This is a genomic window from Leeuwenhoekiella sp. NPDC079379 (assembly GCF_044542075.1).
Classification (GTDB): Bacteria; Bacteroidota; Bacteroidia; order Flavobacteriales; family Flavobacteriaceae; genus Leeuwenhoekiella.
In genome coordinates this window covers 324,580-346,103 of the sequence record NZ_JBITTU010000004.1, presented here as the reverse complement: position 1 = coordinate 346,103, position 21,524 = coordinate 324,580, and the positions used below count along the sequence as shown (strand labels likewise).

The 21,524-nt window shown below is 37.0% G+C and carries 14 protein-coding genes; 11 read left to right on the top strand and 3 right to left on the bottom strand.

The window, feature by feature from the left end; genetic code table 11:
• Positions 1–41: 41 nt before the first annotated feature.
• The 4 genes from ACIGAM_RS09840 to ACIGAM_RS09825 all read left to right on the top strand — a co-directional run bounded on the left by ACIGAM_RS09840 (position 42) and on the right by ACIGAM_RS09825 (position 5,672).
• Positions 42–2,492 carry a prolyl oligopeptidase family serine peptidase gene (locus ACIGAM_RS09840; RefSeq protein WP_396511285.1) on the top strand — a complete coding sequence of 817 codons (2,451 nt, stop codon included), beginning with the start codon at positions 42–44 and terminating at the stop codon, positions 2,490–2,492.
• Between the two features lie 309 nt (positions 2,493–2,801).
• Positions 2,802–3,779, top strand: coding sequence for an acyl-ACP desaturase (locus ACIGAM_RS09835; RefSeq protein WP_396511284.1), 978 nt, complete (start codon positions 2,802–2,804; stop codon positions 3,777–3,779).
• A 221-nt stretch (positions 3,780–4,000) separates the two neighbouring features.
• Entirely contained in the window at positions 4,001–5,509 is a 1,509-nt protein-coding gene (locus ACIGAM_RS09830; protein WP_396511283.1) for a M20/M25/M40 family metallo-hydrolase, read from the top strand.
• 7 nt (positions 5,510–5,516) lie between these two features.
• The gene (locus ACIGAM_RS09825; RefSeq protein ID WP_396511282.1) at positions 5,517–5,672 is read left to right on the top strand and encodes a hypothetical protein; all 156 of its coding nucleotides are present in this window, start codon (positions 5,517–5,519) and stop codon (positions 5,670–5,672) included.
• A gap of 68 nt (positions 5,673–5,740) precedes the next feature.
• Here the strand turns inward: ACIGAM_RS09825 and ACIGAM_RS09820 are convergent, their stop codons facing one another.
• A complete protein-coding gene (locus ACIGAM_RS09820) occupies positions 5,741–8,950 on the bottom strand; it encodes a carboxypeptidase regulatory-like domain-containing protein (protein ID WP_396511281.1) in 3,210 nt (1,069 codons plus the stop codon).
• Between the two features lie 409 nt (positions 8,951–9,359).
• On the opposite strand from ACIGAM_RS09820, the gene ACIGAM_RS09815 reads away from it, so the two are divergent.
• The 4 genes from ACIGAM_RS09815 (at position 9,360) to ACIGAM_RS09800 (ending at position 15,518) form a co-directional block, all read left to right on the top strand.
• Entirely contained in the window at positions 9,360–9,773 is a 414-nt protein-coding gene (locus ACIGAM_RS09815; protein ID WP_396511280.1) for a hypothetical protein, read from the top strand.
• A gap of 158 nt (positions 9,774–9,931) precedes the next feature.
• Positions 9,932–11,266: a DEAD/DEAH box helicase gene (locus ACIGAM_RS09810; RefSeq protein ID WP_028374739.1), complete on the top strand. Its 1,335-nt coding sequence runs from the start codon at positions 9,932–9,934 to the stop codon at positions 11,264–11,266.
• A gap of 310 nt (positions 11,267–11,576) precedes the next feature.
• Positions 11,577–12,059 (top strand): hypothetical protein, encoded by a 483-nt coding sequence (locus ACIGAM_RS09805; protein WP_396511279.1) that lies wholly within the window; start codon positions 11,577–11,579, stop codon positions 12,057–12,059.
• 198 nt (positions 12,060–12,257) lie between these two features.
• Positions 12,258–15,518 (top strand): PDZ domain-containing protein, encoded by a 3,261-nt coding sequence (locus ACIGAM_RS09800; protein ID WP_396511278.1) that lies wholly within the window; start codon positions 12,258–12,260, stop codon positions 15,516–15,518.
• A gap of 80 nt (positions 15,519–15,598) precedes the next feature.
• Here ACIGAM_RS09800 and ACIGAM_RS09795 read toward each other — a convergent pair whose 3' ends face one another.
• A complete protein-coding gene (locus tag ACIGAM_RS09795) occupies positions 15,599–15,946 on the bottom strand; it encodes a DUF983 domain-containing protein (protein WP_396511277.1) in 348 nt (115 codons plus the stop codon).
• Positions 15,947–16,048: 102 nt separating this feature from the next.
• Here ACIGAM_RS09795 and ACIGAM_RS09790 point away from each other — a divergent pair, with 102 nt between their 5' ends.
• Both ACIGAM_RS09790 and ACIGAM_RS09785 read left to right on the top strand, forming a co-directional pair.
• The gene (locus tag ACIGAM_RS09790; RefSeq protein WP_396511276.1) at positions 16,049–16,930 is read left to right on the top strand and encodes an AraC family transcriptional regulator; all 882 of its coding nucleotides are present in this window, start codon (positions 16,049–16,051) and stop codon (positions 16,928–16,930) included.
• Between the two features lie 10 nt (positions 16,931–16,940).
• Complete coding sequence (locus tag ACIGAM_RS09785) at positions 16,941–17,555, top strand: DUF1684 domain-containing protein (RefSeq protein WP_396511275.1); 615 nt, start codon at positions 16,941–16,943, stop codon at positions 17,553–17,555.
• A gap of 25 nt (positions 17,556–17,580) precedes the next feature.
• Here the strand turns inward: ACIGAM_RS09785 and ACIGAM_RS09780 are convergent, their stop codons facing one another.
• Positions 17,581–20,277, bottom strand: coding sequence for a DUF5695 domain-containing protein (locus tag ACIGAM_RS09780; RefSeq protein WP_396511274.1), 2,697 nt, complete (start codon positions 20,275–20,277; stop codon positions 17,581–17,583).
• Positions 20,278–20,642: 365 nt separating this feature from the next.
• Between ACIGAM_RS09780 and ACIGAM_RS09775 the strand changes: the two genes are divergently transcribed.
• The gene (locus tag ACIGAM_RS09775; protein ID WP_396511273.1) at positions 20,643–21,485 is read left to right on the top strand and encodes an AraC family transcriptional regulator; all 843 of its coding nucleotides are present in this window, start codon (positions 20,643–20,645) and stop codon (positions 21,483–21,485) included.
• Positions 21,486–21,524: the final 39 nt, after the last annotated feature.

Here is a 21,524-nt window from a genome sequence, read left to right as displayed (position 1 = left end):
TAGAATAATTATTTTTCCTAAATTGAATTAAAATCCATCTCATGAAAAAAATATGCTACTTTGCTTTAATGTTATTTCTCTCTACCCCACTTTTTGCGCAGGAAAATTTAGATTATCAAAAACCACCTAAAGAAATTCTTGATTTAGTTGACGTTCCCAGAGCCCCCGCTGTGGTCATAAATACCGCAGGTGATACGATGCTTCTACTCTACCGCGACAGTTTTAAAACCATTGCAGAACTTTCTGAAGAAGAATTGCGTCTGGGTGGTTTACGTATAAATCCCAAAACAAATATAGGCAGTCGTACTACCTTTTATAATGATGTAAAAATAAAAGGAGTACAGGAAACTGAAGCCCGTGCTATTTCCGGCTTACCAGATAATCCTATGCTTAGCAACTTTAGCTGGTCTCCAGACGAGACTAAAATGGCACTTACAAATACAACTGAAACCGGTGTAGAAGTTTGGATATTAGATTTAAACACTGCGACCGTACGCAAACTTACTGAGCCCACTCTAAATGCCAATATGGGAAGTCCCATAAGCTGGTTTAAAGACGGTAAAAGCTTGTTAATAAATATGCTTCCTGCACAGCGTAAAGATTTAATTAATACCGCAGAGGCTATACCTACCGGACCCACAATTTCTACCAGTGACGGCTCTAAGGCTCAAAACCGAACCTATCAGGATTTACTTCAAAACCCGAATGATATATTCAATTTTGAGCAATTGGCAACTTCAGTACTAGTCAAACAAAATTTAGATGGTACCAGCACAACCTGGGGCGAGGCAGCTATGTACACAGGTGTATCATTTTCTCCAGATGGGGAATATATTATGACAACTACCATACACAAACCATTTTCATATATCGTACCCTATAGTAGATTTCCTGAGAAAGTAAGTGTATATAAGCAAGATGGTACTCTTGTAAAAGTAGTAAATGAAACTCCGTTAATTGAGGAGCTTCCGCAGGGCTTTATGGCAACGCAGACTGGAAAGCGCAATATGTACTGGAGAGCAGATCATCCTGCAACCTTATATTGGGCTGAAGCTTTAGACCAGGGAGATCCAGAAGTTGAAGTACCTTTTAGAGATCAGGTATATATGCAAAAAGCACCCTTTACTGAGGCTCCTACAAAAGTTTTAAAAACTATTAACCGTTTTAGAGGAATTACCTGGGGTTCAGAAAACACAGCAATAGCTTACGATTACTGGTGGAACACGCGTAATACAAAAACATATGTATTTAACCCTTCAGACAAAAGCAACGAAGGTAAAGTGATAGCAGACCGAAACTATCAAGATACCTACAGCGATCCCGGTAGCTTTGTAACTCAGGATAACAGCTACGGAAAACCCGTGCTTACATTGGTTGACGGGAATGCTTATTTAATAGGAGATGGCTTTAGTGAAAAAGGTCAGTTTCCATTTATAGATAAATTGAATCTTGAAACACAGGAAACTCAGCGTATTTATGAGTCGGAATACACAGATAAGCTTGAAAATCTACAGAAAGTATTAGATATTAAAGAAGGTAAAGTGCTCGTGCGTATTGAAGCGCCTACTGAATATCCCAACTATTACATACGAGATCTTGACGATAAAAGTTTAGACCAGATTACTCGTTTTGAAAATCCGTTTAAAAGTATTCAGGATGTACATAAAGAGGTCATTAAATACACACGTGAAGATGGTTTAGAACTTTCGGGTACTTTATACCTACCGGTAGGTTATGATATGAAAAAGAAAGAGAAAAAACCAATGCTTCTCTGGGCTTATCCTACTGAATTTAAAGACAAAAACAGTGCAAGTCAAACCACCTCAAACCCTAATGAATTTACCTACCCGTATTATGGTTCTATGGTATATTGGGTTACGCGAGGTTATGTAGTACTTGATGATGCATCCTTTCCTATCGTGGGTGAAGGCGACACAGAACCTAATGACTCGTTTAGAAAGCAACTTGTTGCTAATAGTAAGGCGGCTATTGACGCCGTTGATGCTTTAGGCTATATAGACCGAAATAAAGTCGCAGTAGGTGGTCACTCTTACGGTGCTTTTATGACCGCAAACTTATTATCACATTCAGATTTATTTGCTGCCGGAATTGCGCGTAGCGGTGCCTATAACCGTACGTTGACTCCATTTGGTTTTCAGTCTGAAGAGCGTAATTACTGGGAGGCTCCAGAAGTTTACAACGCGATGAGCCCTTTTATGCATGCCGATAAAATGAAAACTCCGTTACTCTTGATTCACGGTGTAGCAGATAACAATAGCGGTACATATCCACTACAAAGTGAGCGCTATTTTAATGCTTTAAAAGGATTAGGTGCGACAGCTCGTTTAGTAATGTTGCCTAAAGAAAGTCATGGTTACGCTGCAAAAGAATCTATTTTACATATGCTGTGGGAACAAGATCAATGGCTCGAAAAATATGTAAAAAACCGCGATGTAAATGAAATTAAAAAGACTGAAGAAATTAAAAAGTAAATCTTCTTTTAATTAATAGAAATTAATTTACAGTCTCAGCAATCTTATATAGATTCCTGAGACTGTTTATTTAACACAGGGCCAACTACAAAACTACTTTCTTTAATTTTTCGTATATTTAAATAAGACCGAAAAATTCTAAATGCAGATTTGATATAAGATTTTGTACGATTAGAATTGCATTAATTTAAAGTGATTAATACGATTTAATCGGAAAAGTTTTGCTATGCACGCATAGTAAGAATTGATAAGAAAACACTTCTAAACGACCCAAAACTGCTACATTTACATAAAATTTGTTAGAGAAATATGATATTAAATAATATACGTCTCGAAGTAATGCAAACCATAGGAAAGTCTATGGATGAACTTATTGGGACCTACCTGAAGTCAATTGATGAAAATTGGCAGCCTACAGACATGCTTCCCGATCCTACCAACCCAGAATTTATTGACGAAGTCAAAGAGATTCAGGAGTTATGTCGCGAGATGGATTATGATTTATTTACTGTTTTAGTAGGTGACACGATTACTGAAGAAGCTCTACCTACTTACGAATCCTGGTTAATGGGAGTTCAAGGTGTAGATCAAGTTAATGGTAATGGCTGGTCTAAATGGGTACGCTCATGGACTGCCGAAGAAAATCGTCACGGGGATTTACTTAATAAATACTTATACCTTTCTGGTCGCGTAAACATGCGCGAGATGGAAGTAAGTACACAATACCTCATAAGCGATGGTTTTGATATAGGTACCGGTATGGATCCTTATAAAAACTTTGTATATACTAGTTTTCAGGAATTGGCGACAAACGTATCACACAGACGTGTAGCTTCATTTTCACGTAAATCTGGAAATAAGCAATTGGCAAAAATATGTAATATGATTGCTAAAGATGAAGCGCGTCATGCTTCTGCTTATATGGAGTTTGTACGTCGTATTTTTGATTTGGACCCTAGTGAAATGATGATGGCTTTTGAAGCAATGATGCGTAACAAAATTGTGATGCCGGCTATGTTCTTAAGAGAATCTGGGCAGCATATTGGTCAGCTTTGGGAACATTTCTCAGATGCTGCGCAGCGCTCTATGGTTTATACCACACAGGATTATATCACCATTTTAAAATCTCTGGTTGCAGACTGGAAAATTGAAGATATCAAAGGACTTAATGATAAAGGCGAGCGTGCTCGTGATTATTTATTAAACCTACCTGATCGTTTAGAACGTATTTCACAACGTATTGTAGTTCCTAAACTCGATCACAAATTCAAATGGATTGCTAGTTAAAAAGCATAACTCATTTAAAAAATAACCCTGAAAGATATGTATTCTTTCAGGGTTATTTTTTGTGTTATACGCAACTCGGGTAGAGCGCTGTCGAGAATTTTAACTTAAAAAATCAAATAGACACCTTCTAAAAATTTACAGTTTTACCGCACTCTTAATTTTGTATTTTTAAGTCGATACCTCTATGCTATATGTTTAAAAACGACTTTAAAAATAGTTCTATGATATTCAACCCAATGAAGCTTTTCTACTTCGCACTCTTTTGTGGTATAGCTTTACCTACCAGTGCACAATCTCAAGATGTTGACGATGCATTAAGAAAGACATTATTATTACATAAAGAACTAGTGAGTATTCCTAATTTGCCCGAAGATGAAGCATCAATGCTTAAAAATATCAACTGGGTTGCTGATTATTATCAAAAATTAGACTTTAAAACAACATTGCTTCCATCAAGTACGCTTCCACTTTTATTGGCTGAAAAAGTCTTCAATCCCAAGTTTAAAACTGTTTTGTTTTATTTTCATATAGATGGGCAGCCTGCAAATAAAGCGAATTGGGATCAGGAAAATCCTTTTACTCCAGTTTTAAAAAAACAAGATTCCGCAGGAAACTGGCAAAATTTAGATTGGCACGCTCTCGACTCAAAAATAGATGATGAGTGGCGCATATTTGCTCGTGCAGCAGCAGATGATAAAGCGCCTATAATTATGTTTCTGGCTGCTTTAGAACAGTTAGATGCTCAGAATAAAAAACCCAACTTTAATATAAAAGTAATTTTTGATCCCGAAGAAGAATATGGTTCATCGGCATTATTATCTACGCTGCCCATAAATAAAGAACGCTATGCTTCAGATTATTTTATCGTAATGGACGGGCCGGCTCACGATTCTAATAAACCTACCGTAACATTTGGTTGCAGAGGTATTGTTACCTGCTCTATAACCACGTATGGCGCCTCGTTACCTCAACACAGCGGCCATTATGGCAACTATGTCCCCAACCCGATTTTTAGCCTTGCAAAATTATTGAGTACAATGAAGGATGATAAGGGTTATGTGCTCATTAAAGACTATTACAAAGGCATCAATTTAAGTCCGGAAATAACTGATATTTTAAAATCTATTCCCTATGACTCAGTAGCGCTCAATAGCCAACTAGGCATTTTCACTTCAGAAAAAATAGGAAATAATTATCAGGAAGCGCTGCAGTACCCCTCGTTGAATATTCGCCAGATAGGTACCTCGTGGTCTGGAGAGAATTTAAAAACTGTGGTACCTGAATTTGCAAAAGCAGATCTTGATGTACGCCTCGTTTCTGAGACCGAAGCACAAATTCAACTTGAAAAAATTAGAACTCATATTGTTAAACAAGGATATTATGTAATTGATCACGATCCTACAGCTGAAGAACGCGCTACGCATCCTAAAATAGCGAAGTTTATAGCAAATGAAGGAATTAATGCTTTTAGAACAGACCTCGACAGCCCCTTTGGAAAAACCATTTCAAACAGTCTTTCTAAAGCATTTAAAGAAGAGCCTATAAAAATCAGGATGATGGGTGGTACCGTTCCTATTGTACCGGTAATAAATGCGCTTAATATTCCAACATTAATTATCCCAATGGTTAATATGGATAATAACCAGCACAGCCCTAATGAAAATATACGCATAGGTAATATGCGTCAGGGTATTCAAATCTGTCTAGCTCTTTTACAAACTAATCTTTAAACTATTTATGTCTCAAAAAGAATTTAAAGTCATCGAGTTTACTAAGAAGCAAGAGCTTGTTGAATTTGTAAATGCCAACTCAGAAAAGATTGAAATTGTATCTATTTCCAGCAGTCAGGAATCCTGGAATTACAAACACTTTCTTTGGTTTTATAAACTGTAAGTAATACCATAAAAAATCCCCGCATCGTAAAATGCGGGGATTTTAATTTTAGAGCAGGATTAAATCGATTAGAAAATATAACGCAATCCTACTTGCGCCTGCCATCTGCTGTCTAAACTAAAATCGTTAGTAAAAGTTTTTGTTTGTGAAGTATTAAACGTGTAAACCGGGCTTCCGCTAGAAACATCAACTCCTAAAGGTTGATCGTTTACCGGCACTTCAATAACACCCCAGTCTGAACTAATAAGATTTCCCAGGTTTAAAATATCTATACTAAACTGGATGGTATTTGTTTTATTTTCTGAAACTTTAAAATCATAGTCCTGTAAGATTTTTAAATCCCAACGACCTCTCCACGGGCTCAGTGCACCATATTTTTCGGCGTATGCACCTCTACGATCACTTAAATAGTCATCCTGAGCTATATAATTTTCATAAGCGGTACGCTGTGCAGCCTGTGCCGCTGCATCACCTGAAAACGCATACGTCTCTAACTCCTGACTTGTAGGTATATATATCAAATCATTAAGTACAGAACCATCATTATTAATATCACCGCTATAGGTATAAGCGAATCTTCCGCCCTGCGCATACTCATAAAAAGCACCTAATGAAGTACGCCATTGCTTGTTTGCTCCATAGGTAAATGCTTTGTTAAGCTGACCTACGATACGGTGTTTATCTCCATAACGTGAGGTGGTACTTACCGCTCTGTTTACATTGCCAAAAGCCGGATTACGATCATATGCATCACTAGATATTTCTGCATCTAACGAACTCGCATCCTCTGCTTTTAAATAGTTATATGCTATGCTCGCAAAAATACCGTTGCTAAATGTCTTCTGAAATTTTGTTGACCAGTTGAATGAAAATCCTACATCTGTATTTGAGAATACATAGGCATTTGTATTACCGCCAAACTCGTCTTTTGCGCGATCACTATCTAAATAAATAGGTCTGCCGTCTGGACCTGCAAGGGTTCCTGAAGGATTTGCCAGACCGTAATTACGCACCATTTGTGAATTTAAATCACGGGTATAAATAAAGTCTGTTGAAGCGGTAATTCCATTTTCAAAACGATAATCAAGACCTAAACTATTACGCCATACCTGCGGAAACTTAAAGTCTGGTGCAGAAGTCGTGTAGAAAAAGAAGTTTGGGTTTGCTACTTGATTTCCTATCCATACAAAAGGTAAACGACCGGTAAATACACCCGTACCTCCTCGTATTTGGAACGTATTATCTCCTAAAACATCGTAGTTAAATCCTACTCGTGGTGAGAATAAAATTTTCTTAGAAGGAAGATCTAAACTATTTAGATTTGTAGGGTTTCCATTTTCATCAAAGTAGGTGATTCCGGGTTGGTAGTTTCCGTCAGGGAACGTACCGCCGGCTGCACGTAAAATATTTTCACGTATTTTATCTTGTGTATTAAAAAAAAGTGGCTTGTCTATACGTAATCCTACGGTCAAAGTGAAATTTTCGGTAGCCTTCCATTTATCCTGTGCATAGAAAGCAAGTTGACCTACATTAGTTTCGGCTAAAGCCCAACTATCATTAGCTGTATTGTTGTCAAAAGTAGTTTGAGCACTCGCCAGCGCTTCAGCTAATAAACCGTTGTTTACTGCTTCTTCAAAACTTAATCCTGCAACATTAGGATTTGCACGTACGCTTGTAAAATCTGGTGCAAAAACACCAACTCCGCCATTTGCATTAAAGTAGCTGTACGCACCCAGGTTAAAGCTGTTATCAAACATAAATTTCTCAAAACTTCCACCTAAGGTAATTGTGTGATTTCCGGTTACAACATTAAAGTTATCTGTGATTTGAAAAACTTTCTGCGTTAATTTATTGTTTATTGAAAAAGGCTCGTGACCTGCAATAATAGCACGTACCCCATCTTGCTGAATACTAATCGCTGGTGCCGGTGCAGAAAAAGGATCTCTGCTATCATCAAAGAAGGTATAACCCGCCTGAAGTTTATTAGTCACGTTTCCGCCAAAGTTGGAGTTTAATTCAACTAACCAGGAGTCAATCTTATTATTAATACGGTATCCTGCATTTCTAAACTGAAGAGTTGTCTGGTCTGGTCCTCTTCTTCCTATCGCTTCGGGATTTGCCGGCAAATCTCGAGAGGCATTTAAAAAGTTGTAAATAACAGCAACACGGTGATTGTTATTTATATTCCAGTCTAGCTTAAATATACCTTTTGTAGATTCCGTCTTATGTGTAAAATTTTCATAAGGTCCTGTCTCGTAACCTAAACTAGATAATTGTTGAGAAACATAATCAAGATCTTCGGCAGAAACACGAGATACATTTTGCCCTGTAATGCCCGGACGCGCTGCCAAAAAGTTTGAACCTGCATCTGCGCGGTCATCTTTTTCAAAGTTTGCAAAAACAAACAATTTATTTTCGATTAAAGGTCCACCTACACTAACCCCGTATTGCTTTTGATTAAGCTCAGGAACAATTATTTTATCGTCACCTACCTTACTGCCCGTCATATCCTGATTACGGTAAAAACCATAAACTGTTCCTGCCCACGTATTAGTACCACTCTTGGTAACAGCGTTAACCGAAGCTCCCGTAAAACCTGCTTGAGTCACATCATAGGGTGCTGTTGAAACCTGTATCTGGTCTATTGCATCAAGCGAAATAGGCTGTGCATTAGTCTGCCCACCCGGTGTTGCTGCATCAAGTCCAAAAGGATTATTAAAAATTGAACCGTCTAAACTAAAGTTATTGAATTGGTCATTTCTTCCTCCAAAAGAACCATTACTAGAGGCAGTAGGCTCTAACCTGTAAAAATCTGCAGCAGATCTTGAGATCGTAGGTAAACTTTTAAGTTCGCGTCTGCCTATACTGGTTTCTGCTCCGGTTCGATCGCTATTAATTACATTATTTTTTGAAGAAGAAACCACAACAGCATCAAGCTCTGTTGCATCGCTAGCTAAAACTGCTTTTACGTTAAAAGACTGTCCCAGTGATAAATTGATGTTGTCTAGCACATATGTTTTAAAACCTACATAGCTAATTGAAATGGTATACGGCCCTCCCACACGTACATTAAGCAGCGAGAATCTTCCGTCAAAATTTGTAATTGCACCGTAAACCGTACCCGTAGGCGTATGCGTTGCAGTTACATTGGCTCCGGGTAGAATTGAGCTTTGGTCATCATATACAATACCACTGATTTCTGCAGTTGTTACCTGTGCTGAGGCGGTAAGAACCAACATAAAAAGGCTGATAAAAAAAAGAAGTTGCTGTCTTTTCATAAGCTTCATTTTGAATTTGAGTTTAGTAAGTGTTAAGAAATTGCAAAATAAAATAAAAGCAACTAAAAATTTGTCTTTATAATACAGATTGAGTAAAATATAATGAACAGTTGTTGATAAGCAATAAATAAACAAATACCTGTAAATAAAACACTTAAAAATCAAAAAAAAGAATTACACGTATCAACTTTGTAATGTAGAAAGTAGTAAAAATATGAGTTTAAATATTTTCATTTAGACCTTTAATTGATGTATTACACGGGTGATTACCTGATTAATCGGCAGACAGCGTCAAGTACAAAAGGACATATTGAAGGGATTAAAGCTGTACACAATAGCTTACCAAGTTAACTGACGCAAATGAAATTGTAGTATTAAATATTACGTAATCTTTATTTATATTTAGTAGATGAAAATTAAGTTCAAAAAGAAGAGATTATACGCCAATTTAGTATTGGGCATAATATGGGTTATAATTGCACCATTAAGTCTACTAAAAGATGAGGGGTTGAATTGGTCAGATTACATCTATTTTGGTATTGGTGTTTTCTACCTGGCTCATTATGTTTACGATCTCAAGCACCAGTACTTAGAAATTGAAGATGGTGTAATTAAGAAAAATAGTCTTTATGGTTTTCGTAAAAAAATGAATCTTAAAGATATTGATAGGGTCGAAAAGTTTGCAGGAGATTACACCTTAAAATCAAATGATACGAAATTAAAAATAAATACCTCGTTTATTGAAAATCAGTCGCTTACTTCTTTGGTTAAAACACTTTCAGAGCTTAATCTTCCAACAGAAAAAACACCTTTTATCAAGTGATTTAAATAAATTAATTTTCTAATTAATTGGGAATTAACTTTTAAGCCTTAAGTATTAATAATTGACATATCTCGCTCAACACCTTACAAACCAACGTTTTCTGTTAAATGAGCTACAAGCATCAATAATAAGCTTATCTTTGCCGCTTATTATATTTTATGACATTTAAAGAATTAGGTCTTATAGACCCTATCCTTAAAGCTTTAGCTGATAAAGGATACACCCACCCTACCCCTATTCAACAGCAAGCAATACCGGTATTATTAAGAGGACAAGATTTATTAGGTTCTGCACAAACAGGAACCGGTAAAACAGCGGCGTTTACCATCCCGATACTTCAACAAATTTATAACAACATAGGTTCTGGCAAAGGCACACGCAAGCTTAAAGCTTTGATTATTACCCCTACGCGAGAACTTGCTATACAAATAGACGATAATGTAACCGAATACAGCAAATATACCGGTATTAAAAATACTGTGATTTTTGGTGGTGTTAAACAAGCTTCGCAGGTTTCTGCAATGCGCAAAGGAGTTGATGTATTAACTGCTACTCCGGGACGTCTTTTAGATTTAGTTAAACAAGGGTTTATTAGTTTAAAAGATATTGAATATCTGGTGCTTGATGAAGCAGACCAGATGCTCGATATGGGTTTTATTCACGATATTAAGAAAGTACTAAAACTAGTACCGCACGATAGACAATCTTTATTCTTTTCGGCTACGATGCCAAAGGCGATTGTAGATCTTTCTAAACTCATACTTGGTGATTTTGAAAAAGTAAGTATAGAGCCTGAGAAACCTACTGCAGAACGTGTAGATCAGGGGATTTACTTTGTAAGCAAAAAAAGTAAGCCAAAATTATTAAAGCATCTTATTGAGACTGAAAATCCCGCTACCGTTTTGGTTTTTTCACGTACTAAGCACGGTGCTAATAAGATTGTAAAAATCTTAGATAAAGCAGGAATTAATGCTGCAGCTATACACGGTAACAAATCACAGGCTGCTCGTCAAAAAGCCCTAAGCGCTTTTAAAGATGGTCAAACTCAGGTTTTAGTAGCCACTGATATCGCTGCAAGGGGTATCGATGTTTCTGAATTAGAAATGGTAATTCAGTATGATTTACCTAACGTTTCTGAAACCTATGTACACCGTATAGGTCGTACCGGTAGAGCAAAAGCCAGTGGCGTTGCGCTAGCTTTTTGTGATAAAGAAGAGCGTGCTTATCTTAGAGATATCGAAAAACTAATTAAGCAGAAGATAGATGTGATTGCAGAACACCCGTTCTTAATTGACGGTCCTGACGATCCTTCAGATGAACCTGATGCTCGACCACCACGCAACAACACACGTAATAACTCACGTAACAGCAACAGTTCCCGTAATAGTTCTGGTCGTTCAAAAAACAACGATGATCGCAGAAATAGCGGCCCTGTAAAACGTACAGCGGGAAACCCTAAAAAACGTTTTAACAGCAAACCGGAATCCAATTAAGAACTGGTTTTGACAACTAAAAAATCCGCTGTAGGCAACTACAGCGGATTTTTTAGTTTTGCTTATTATCTTAAGAGCTATAATTTGATCATTAAGTCCTATTTGGTATTATCAGAAGCAGTAATAGCGACTAACAACGTTATTCTTTAATTTGCAATTTCAGCAATTTTAAATCGCAAAGTAGGTAAATACCAGTGTGATGCAACATTTAAAATTTCTAACTATAATTTAACAGCATTTATAGCCAGAGTAAAGCTTTGGGTTCAGTTTCTTTTTTATATTTATTCCGTCATTAACGATTAGACTTATTATGAGAAAATTTATAATACTTAGCGCGTTTGCTGCTACCCTTTTTGTGAGTTGCGATGATACACGTAAAGTTTTACACGAGCAATATCTAGAGTATGTTATGCATACAGATAGTCTTGATGTGGTACACGATGCGATGACGGTTCATCACGATGCGCTTAAAACTGATACCCGTACACTTGCGCAAAAATTAAAAGATGTAGAGGAAACAGATTCTATTGCAATTGCAGATTTAGCTAAGCATCAGGTTTTATTAAAAGAGCAGGCAACTTCGCTTTCTAAATTAAAAAAACTGATTGAAAGCCACGCAGACGTAAAATCTTACTTTATGTCAGACAGCATTTCAGTAGAGCAAATGGAGGCACAATTAGTGGAGATGGAAGCTAACAACACAGATATCGCTGCTCGTTTAACACAAATCAAAACTGAATTAAAAATGATTGAAGTAGAACAAGAATCTCTTAAAAAAACTGAAGAACATTAGTTTATTGAACATATTCCCGCTTTACAAATCAATCATCTAAAATAAAAAAGTCCGTTGAGAATCTTCAACGGACTTTTAATTTATACTTCAGTCTTGCGGACTCACAAATTAGAATTTGGTTTTTTAGTAACTTAAGCAAGTCTAAAACATTCATTTAAGATATTAAACTACAAACTCAAAATCAATCAAAATCAACACATGAATTTTAAAAGTCAAATTTTAAGTATCCTGGCAATTTCCTTAGGTATTGCGGGATTTGCACAGGAGGTTAACACCATAGATACGCGGCTTATGCACGAGCCTGCTATAAGTATAAATCATATCGCTTTCATTTATGCTGAAGATTTATGGGTAGCTAATATAGATGGCTCTGAGCCTCGAAGATTAACTATTGATGAAGGTATAGAGTCTAATCCGGTTTTTTCTCCAGATGGTAATACAATTGCTTTTAGTGCAGAATACGATGGCAATACAGATGTTTTTACAGTAGCGACTACCGGTGGAGTGCCTGAACGACTTACATACCATCCGTATTCAGACTGGGTACGCGATTTTACGCCAGATGGTAAACACTTGCTTTTTGCCTCGCAACGGTCTTTATTTACAAATCGATATGCACAACTATTTACTGTTCCTGTGGAAGGAGGGCATACGACACAACTAGAAATCCCCAATGCCTACTGGGCCAGTTATTCAGATGATGGCAAATACATTGCCTACACGCCCATTCCAGATCGTTTTAACCAGTGGAAACATTATCGCGGCGGTACCCAATCACGTATTTATATTTTTGACACAGCTACTAAAGAGGTTGTTGAAATCCCTAAACCTACAGAAGGCAGTAACGATGCGCAACCGGTATTTTCAGGAAATTCGGTTTATTTTAGAAGTGACCGCGACGGCGAATTTAATCTTTACAGCTACGATCTGGCCTCACAACAAGTAAATCGCCATACAGACTTTAAAAAATTTGGTTTACAAGATCTCGATGTAAATAAGGCAGGAACTCTTATTCTCGAGCAGGCAGGATATTTACACAGTTATAACACAACTACAAAATCTTTAAATAAACTCACTATAGGCATCGCAACAGATTTGCTAGAGCTTCGTGAGCGTTTTGTTAGTGGCAGTGATTATGTGCGTAGCGGTGGTATTTCTCCATCAGGTGCACGAGTTGTAGTAGATTTTAGAGGAGAGATTGTAACTGTCCCAGCAGAAAAAGGAGACGTTGCAAATCTTACACAAACTCCCGGAGTACACGAAAACTACCCCAAGTGGTCACCAGATGGCAAGTCTATCGCTTACTTTTCTGATGCTAGCGGTGAGTATGCTTTACACGTTAAAGATCAAAATAGTACCGCAGCCGCAAAAAGTATTCAGCTAGATGGCTCTGGTTTTTATGCGTATATCCACTGGTCTCCAGATAGTAGAAAAGTAGCATTTGTAGATAATGGTAGAAATTTATACATCACCACGGTCGCTACCGGAAAAACACAAAAAATAGCTCAGGATATATTGTATCAGCCGGGAGTTTACCGGGATTTGTTTGGGAGTTGGTCTGCAGATTCTAATTGGCTAGCCTACACCTTAATTACCAACACTAATTTTGAACAGGCCTATCTTTTTTCGCAAAGCGAAAATAAATCGTATCCTATTTCAGACGGACTTTCAAATGTTGCAAATCCTACATTTGACCCTAGCGGAAAGTATTTATACCTAACCGCCTCTACAGATGCTGGGCCGGTAGTGAACTGGTTTGACCAGTCTAATCAGGATATGGAAGCTTCAAACTCTTTGTATTTAATAACACTTCAGAATGATGTAAAATCACCTTTTGCAAAAGAAAATGATGTTGAAGTGATTGCTAAAGCAGAAGCCGAAAAAGAAGAAAAAGCTTTCGAAGCTAATAAAAAAGAAAAGGCTGTTCCTACCTTAAAAATTGACTGGGATGGTATTTTAAACAGAATGGTTGCCGTTCCTCTGGGCAGTGGTTATTACGGCTCACTTTCGGTACCAGAAGAAGGTGTTTTATTTTACCTGTCTTATCCCGCTCACGATGACGCCGTAATGCTACACAAATACGATTTAGCAGAACAGGAGGATGAAGAGATCGTAGAAACCAACTCCTATGAGATTAGCTCAGGCGGTAAAAAAATGATGTATTATAATGGCGGTAGCTGGTTTGTTTCAGAGACTGGTAAAAAAGCTGATAACCCACCGCTAGATTTAGAAGCCATACAGATTAAAATAAATCCTAAACAAGAATGGGCAAATATCTTTAACGAGGCCTGGCGTGTAAACCGCGATTATTTTTACGATCCTGCTATGCATGGTGTTGACTGGGAAGCGATGAAAAAACAATACGAAATCTTTTTACCAGATGTCACTACAAAAAGCGATTTGTATCGCATAATGGGCTGGATGTTCGCAGAGCTTTCGGTAGGACATCACCGTTTTGATTACCGCGGCGATAACCGTATTGAAAAAGAAGAAATTAGCGGTGGCCTTCTGGGAGCAGATTATGTTGTGAAAAACGGAAGATATCAAATTTCAAAAATATATGGCGGCCTCAACTGGAATCCAGATTTGCGCGCTCCTCTTACCGAACCCGGGGTTTCTGCTAAAACTGGCGAGTATGTAATTAAAGTAGATGGTCAAGAAGTTACTTCTTCAGATAATTTCTATAGCTTTTTTGAAAATAAAGCCGGGCAAATTGTAACACTTACCTTATCAGTAAATTCCAACGGAAGTAACGCACACGAGGAGCAGGTTACCGCAATAGATTCTGAAATGAGCCTGCGTAACCGCGACTGGGTAGAAGGCAATATTAAGAAAGTAAATGAGGCGACAAATGGCCAGGTTGCCTATGTGTATGTACCCAATACAGCTACCGGAGGTCACGAGTATTTTAAGCGGTATTTCTATCCACAAGCAGATAAAAAAGCGATTATTATTGATGAGCGTTTTAATGGTGGCGGGCAATTAGCAGATTATGTAATTGACTTACTTAACAAACCCATGCAGAGCTACTGGAACTTTAGATACGGTAGTGATATGAAAGCACCAAGCGCTTCTATACAAGGTCCTAAAGTGATGCTTATTGATGAAACTGCGGGTTCTGGTGGAGATTATTTGCCTTATTTATTCCGTAGAAATAATCTGGGAACCTTAGTAGGTAAACGCACCTGGGGTGGTCTTGTAGGGGTATTGGGCTATCCTGAATTTATAGATGGTGGTATTGTAACAGCTCCTAACGTAGCTTTTTATAATGAAGAAGGTTTTGGTATTGAAAATGTAGGTACACCACCAGACGTAGAAGTAGAACAAACGCCAAAAGAAGTGATTGCCGGGAAAGATCCTCAACTTGAAAAAGCCATTGAGATTATTTTAAAGCAGCTGAAAGAGAATCCACCACAAGGTTTGACTACTCCACCCTATCCTATAAAAACGAAAAACTAAATTATACTCACGTTTAGCTTTAAAATCCTGATCTAACGATCAGGATTTTTTTTTTCTGCTTCAACTATACGGTAAAGTCACTACTTAGAATAGAACATATAAATCCATAGCGTGCGTGCGAGTTTAAAATTTAGCGTACTGGTAAGTAAAATTACACCCACAACAATTAGAAAAGCGGTTATTAATGAAGTCTGAAATACAAAATAAGAAAGAATAAAAACAGCCAGAAATTCTGCTACTGTTAACCCATAACTTACATACATCGCACCTATAAAAAAGCCTGATTCTATTTCAAATTTGCGATTACAAGTTTTGCAACGCGTATGCATTTTTGGAATATGCAAAGCAAACAACTGTTGGTTAGATTCAAAAGTAGCTCCCTCTTTACAATTAGGACATTTAAACTTAAGGATATCTAGTAAACTCATAACAGAAGTGGTTAATTTGTAAAGCAAAATTAGACTTACAAACCACATCAGGACTTATACCGATGTCCTCCTTTTTTGTACTTTTAGGACATAACTAGTTGTATGAAACGAATTCCGGTTTTACAAATTGAAGCATTTGACCACAATTTTAATGCTTCAGAATTATATGCTAACGATTTTGCAAAGCATATACGAGTCAATGAAAAACTGGTACACAAACCACATACGCATAATTTTTACTTGTGCGTAATTTTTACCGAAGGTACGGGTACGCACGAAATTGATTTTACGAAATATGCCATTGAACCGGGTTCTGTGTTTTTTCTAAATCCCGGGCAAACACATTTCTGGAAATTTACATCGCAACCACAAGGCTATATTTTTTTTCATACTCTAGCCGTCTTTGAGATGGCCTTTCCGCAGCAGCGTCTTGAGCATTTCCCGTTTTATTATTCTATAAATAATACACCCACCATCACTCTTAGTCATAACCAACTTCTGCAAATGGTTAATCGCTTAAAAGAAATTTATACAGCATATCAAGAAACAGCTATTTTCAAAACTGAAAAAATACTAAGCCTTATAAATCTTACCTATATAGATTTGGCACAGCTTTATATTGCTAAAGAACCTGAAGAAAACACTACAGTTTCTGCTCATTATGTGCAAATATTGAAAGAGTTTGAAAAATTATTAGACATTCACTTTAGACAAGAAAAGTCGGCTTCATTTTATGCTGAGAAACTCAATATCACCACAAAACATCTCAATCGCATTATCAAAACTATTCTTGACAAAACCACAACAGATTTAATAAGTGAACGTACCTTACTAGAAGCAAAGCGTCTTATGGTGCATACTTCAAATTCACTAAATGAAATCTCTGAAATTCTGGGCTTTGAAGATTATGCCTATTTCTCGCGTATTTTTAAAGCGAAAACTAATCAAACCCCCTTATCGTTTAAAAACCTATATGCGCATTAAAACATTTACAATGATTAAAACAGCACTTTATACTTCACTCTTAATTATTTACTGCGGAAATCTAAACGCACAAACCGATTATGAAAAAGAAATTTTGACCTTTCAAAGCGATTTAAATGCTGAATATAAAAACCCCGAAGAATCGCCACTTACCTTAGAAGAAATTGAGCAATTCACCACGCACACTTTTTATCCTATTGATGAAAACTACCGTGTAAAGGCCTCATTTGAGCGTATTGCAAATCCTATAACTATAGATTTTCAAACCTCTTCTGGCGTGGTAAAAAAATACGACACCTATGCGCTTGCAAAATTTGAATTATTTGGAAAACCTTACCAATTAACAGTTTATCAATCACAGTCTTTACGCGAAATTCCTGAATATAAAGATTATCTCTTCTTGCCCATCACCGATTATACCAGCGGTTTAGAAACCTATGGTGCCGGCAGATATATCGATTTGAGAATTCCTGAGGGAGATACCATCATCATCGATTTTAATAAAGCCTACAATCCGTTTTGTGCCTACAGTCCCAACTATTCCTGTCCCATACCACCAGAGAATAACGATTTAAAAACCGAAATTAAAGCTGGTGTTTTGAGTCCGATAAGTCATAGAAATTAATAGTCTTCTTTACTCCACCTGATTCCTATTTTTTGATGAAAATAGACATTGGTTTATTTTCTAATGGTATAACATAAGCCTCCCGTTCTTTAGGATAGTTTAGGGTAAATCCTTCGGGAAGATGTATATAAGCTTTAGGTGTAAATTTATCTTTTGCTGCTAATTGCAATTTTACAGTCTGTGTTTTCTTAAAATAAGTCACCGCTTCTACTTGCCCTGCATCAAGCGTTATCCACAAACTTAAAGGCTGAATAAACACCGCATTTTTAGCCGCAGTAGTTAATTCTAGACGAGTGGTATCAGTCGTTTCGGTAATGTTTCCGCCGAAGGCTAACCACCCAAAATCCGGGTCTTTAACTAAATAGGATGAAGTGTTTATGGCATATCCAAAAAAGTTTGAACCGTAATCACCAGATAAATAATCAATTTCTAACGTTGAGGGATAACTGTGAAAAGCTGCCGGTCCAAAACCATCTTCTGTAATATTAGAGACAGAACCCAGCAAGCCACCATAACCTACCTTAAGCAAGTGTAAATCTTCAGGACTTTTGCGGTAGGCATCTAATACAGGTATAGCATTCATACCCGACCCGTAGTGATGAATCTGACGCTCTACACGTGTTAGTTTTCCACCATACAGAAAATCCCAATACCTGCGGGCATTACCATTATATGCCCAGTGTGGCATCGTGGGCATATATGCTAAAATAGCGTTCAAAGTAACTGCTGCTTTAGCATCATATCCAAAATAATCTGACCACATATAAACCTCTTCCTGACCGGTAGAATCCCACGGCATTTCACTACCAAAAGGGTACGAAAGAGATTCCCAATGATCTGCTCTTTTTTTCATTTCTAACTCAAGCATATTTGCTTTTTCAGTAAGTTTCTCGCGTTTTAAATCGTCTAAGACTTTAACAAAAACAGAGCCCTCCATTTGTCCAAATTGTGCATAATACGGTGCGAGACGATTCATTGCTAAAATAGTCTCATATGCCTGGTCTAAATACCATTGCCAACTTTGCTGAGTTACTAAACCGTCGTGGTATCGCGCCAGGCGGTACATCGTCCAGTAGGCAGCCACCACATGCGGATAGTTGTAGGATCTCCCTGGATCATCTGCACCTTCTTTACTCCAAGCTGCCCAGGTTTTGTAATTAATGGTATCACTATACGTTCCTGCTGGCATTTGCTCGGGTTCATAGTAATATAAGCTTTTGCGCACACCATATTTGTTTTCGCCTGTGTCATATTGCAATCTGCCCCAGATGGTTTGATTTATAAAATCCTCAAGCTTTGCTATCTGTTGCTGATCTGGTTTTATGAGCTGCTTCATAATCCCTCCCAGCCAACTACCGGCTCCACCTTCATCACTCAATCCGGAAATCCACGCACGAGAATCTTCAGTAACCTGTCGCTTTGTTTCATAATCGTAAGAAATTAGAGAAGGAGCCCTGTTGAACAGGTCTTCTTTATTCGTGTACCACTGTTTATCAAATAAAAAATTACCAAAATCAGTTACCAGCTCATCTTCCGCTTTTATAACCTTATAATTTACGGTTTGCTGTTTACCATCTGCATAAGTAATGGTAAGTCTGCTCCTTCCCCACTGTTCTCCTTTAACGGCATACGTGGCATAACCGTTAGCTGTGGATTCCTTCTTTTCTATGGAAAGTGATCCTTTAGGGGCAACATCTAAAGCAGTTACCGCGGCAGTATAATTTAAAAATAGTTTTGCATTTACATTCTGTGGAATCACATATCCCGGGATTCCTACCGCAACCGGCATTTCATTTTCTATAAGCGTTTGCTGAACCTCTTTAACTGAAGGTGAAAGTGTAAACTTTAAGGAAAAAGTTTTAGTCTCGCCCGGTTTAATCACAACGGAAGTAGGGGAATTCCATTGTGAAACACCAAGCCATTCTTTATCTGCATATGCCTTGCTTAACGACATCCACTCGTGAAAGCCTTCAAAAACAATACTACGCGGTGTCGCATCATCTAGTAAAGGTCTGTACGCTTCAAAAGGCATATTTTCTTCGGGTAATACTAAGAGCACCTCATCATTCCCATCTAGCTTTTTAACCTCAAGATAGCCCGCGTCTTCCCCTATGTACGGATCAAAAAATACGTTTCTTGCGTGAGCTTCTTCAAGAGAATGCCCTTCGAGAATATTATTAAATATCATAGGCACACCTAAAGCACCTAGCTCATAATTAGAATTTGTGGTGTTTTTAAACTCAAAACCCAAAATCAAATCTTCATTATCAAGAGCGTAATAGCGTATTACATCAAGTGGTAAATCGTCTGCCAGCGTTGGAGAAAGATTGGCTGCTGATAATGTACCTTCTTTATTAACAGGTGTCACTACCTTACGTTTTGCAGCTGTAGAATACGAGCGCCACTTAACAGAATCTGAATTGCGTAATCTAAAATTAATATCACCTAGTTGATACAAACCATCCTTAGAGCGCAATTCTAAACGCTCACCGGGCGTAAAGTCAAAATCGGGATTTGATTTTGGAGATAAGGAAGCTACAGTTTGAGATGACTTTACCAGTTTTAAAATAAAATGTGCGGTCTCATAATTTTCAAAACCATTTTCTAAACCTAGAGTAGATTCTTTTTCTTTGATCTTATCCCAATAGTTCTGAGCCTGAACATTATGTAAGGTTGTAATTGTAATTAGCAGAACAGAGAGTAGTATTTTTTTATACGTCATTCTTAAATTGATTTATTGAGCTTTACGGTTGTGTAAATAGAAATTTCTTTAAATGAGATGTCTATTAATTCTAAACACCCCCCTAAAATAAAAGATTCCTACAGATTTTATTTGTGCTGATGTTAGCTGATGCGCATAGTATATTACCCTGAAATTATGATCTCTTCTACTAAAATCGCCAATGTGATATCAATGTATCGGAAACATTTAAAATTATGCCTCTAATGATTTTTAGAATCGAGTCTTAAAAGACCTAAAAATAGCGCCATAAGTAACCGATATTGATACTAAATTATCTCATGTATTGACTTGCATTATAAATAAGTGTAATTTCTACAATATACTTATTAATAATTCCCCTACTTATGAAAGTTCTTCCTTTTAAAATCCCAAAACCCGGTAAAGAAGCTCTTGTTTATCAAGAAGATCGGGAGCATTTTTTTTATGATAAACTTCATGAACATGAAGAAATACAGATAAGTTATATTGTTAAAGGATCTGGAAGTTTAATCTTGGGAGATACAATAAATGAATACCAGGAAAATGACATACTAATAATAGGAGAGCATATTCCACACGTGTTCAGAAGTGATAATAACACTAATGATTTATCAGTTATGTACACGCTATTTTTCACTAAACATTCTTTCGGAAAAGAGTTCTTTAAGCTTACTGATTTATCTGAAATCGACAGCTTTTTTGATGAGTCTGAGTATGGAATTAAAATAACTTCCTGTAAAAATAAACTGCTTAAAAAATTTAATAAATTAAAATATCAAAACCGTATTGAGCGTATTGCAAATTTGTTGCAAATACTTGAGATTATTTTAAGAGCAGATAAAAAGCCGCTATCATCCTTTGTCTATCACAAAAAATATACAGAAGTTGAAGGTAAACGTATGAGTGATGTTTTTCAATACACTCTAGATCATTTTCAAGAACCTATCACATTAGAGACAATTGCTGAAAAAGCAAATATGAGTAAGAATGCATTCTGCAGATATTTTAAAAAACGTACTAATAAAACCTTTCTTCAGTTTTTAATTGAGTTGCGTATTGAGTATGCCTGTAAGCTGCTTTATAAGGAGAAAGAACTACCTATTGCTGAAGTCTCTGAGCGTTGCGGTTTTCAGAATATAGCTAATTTCAACAGAAAATTTAAAGAGATTAAAGCAATGACACCTACGCAGTTTCGTTTAAGTATGTAACTGAACTCAAAATTTTCAAATAGAAAAAGCGAACAATTT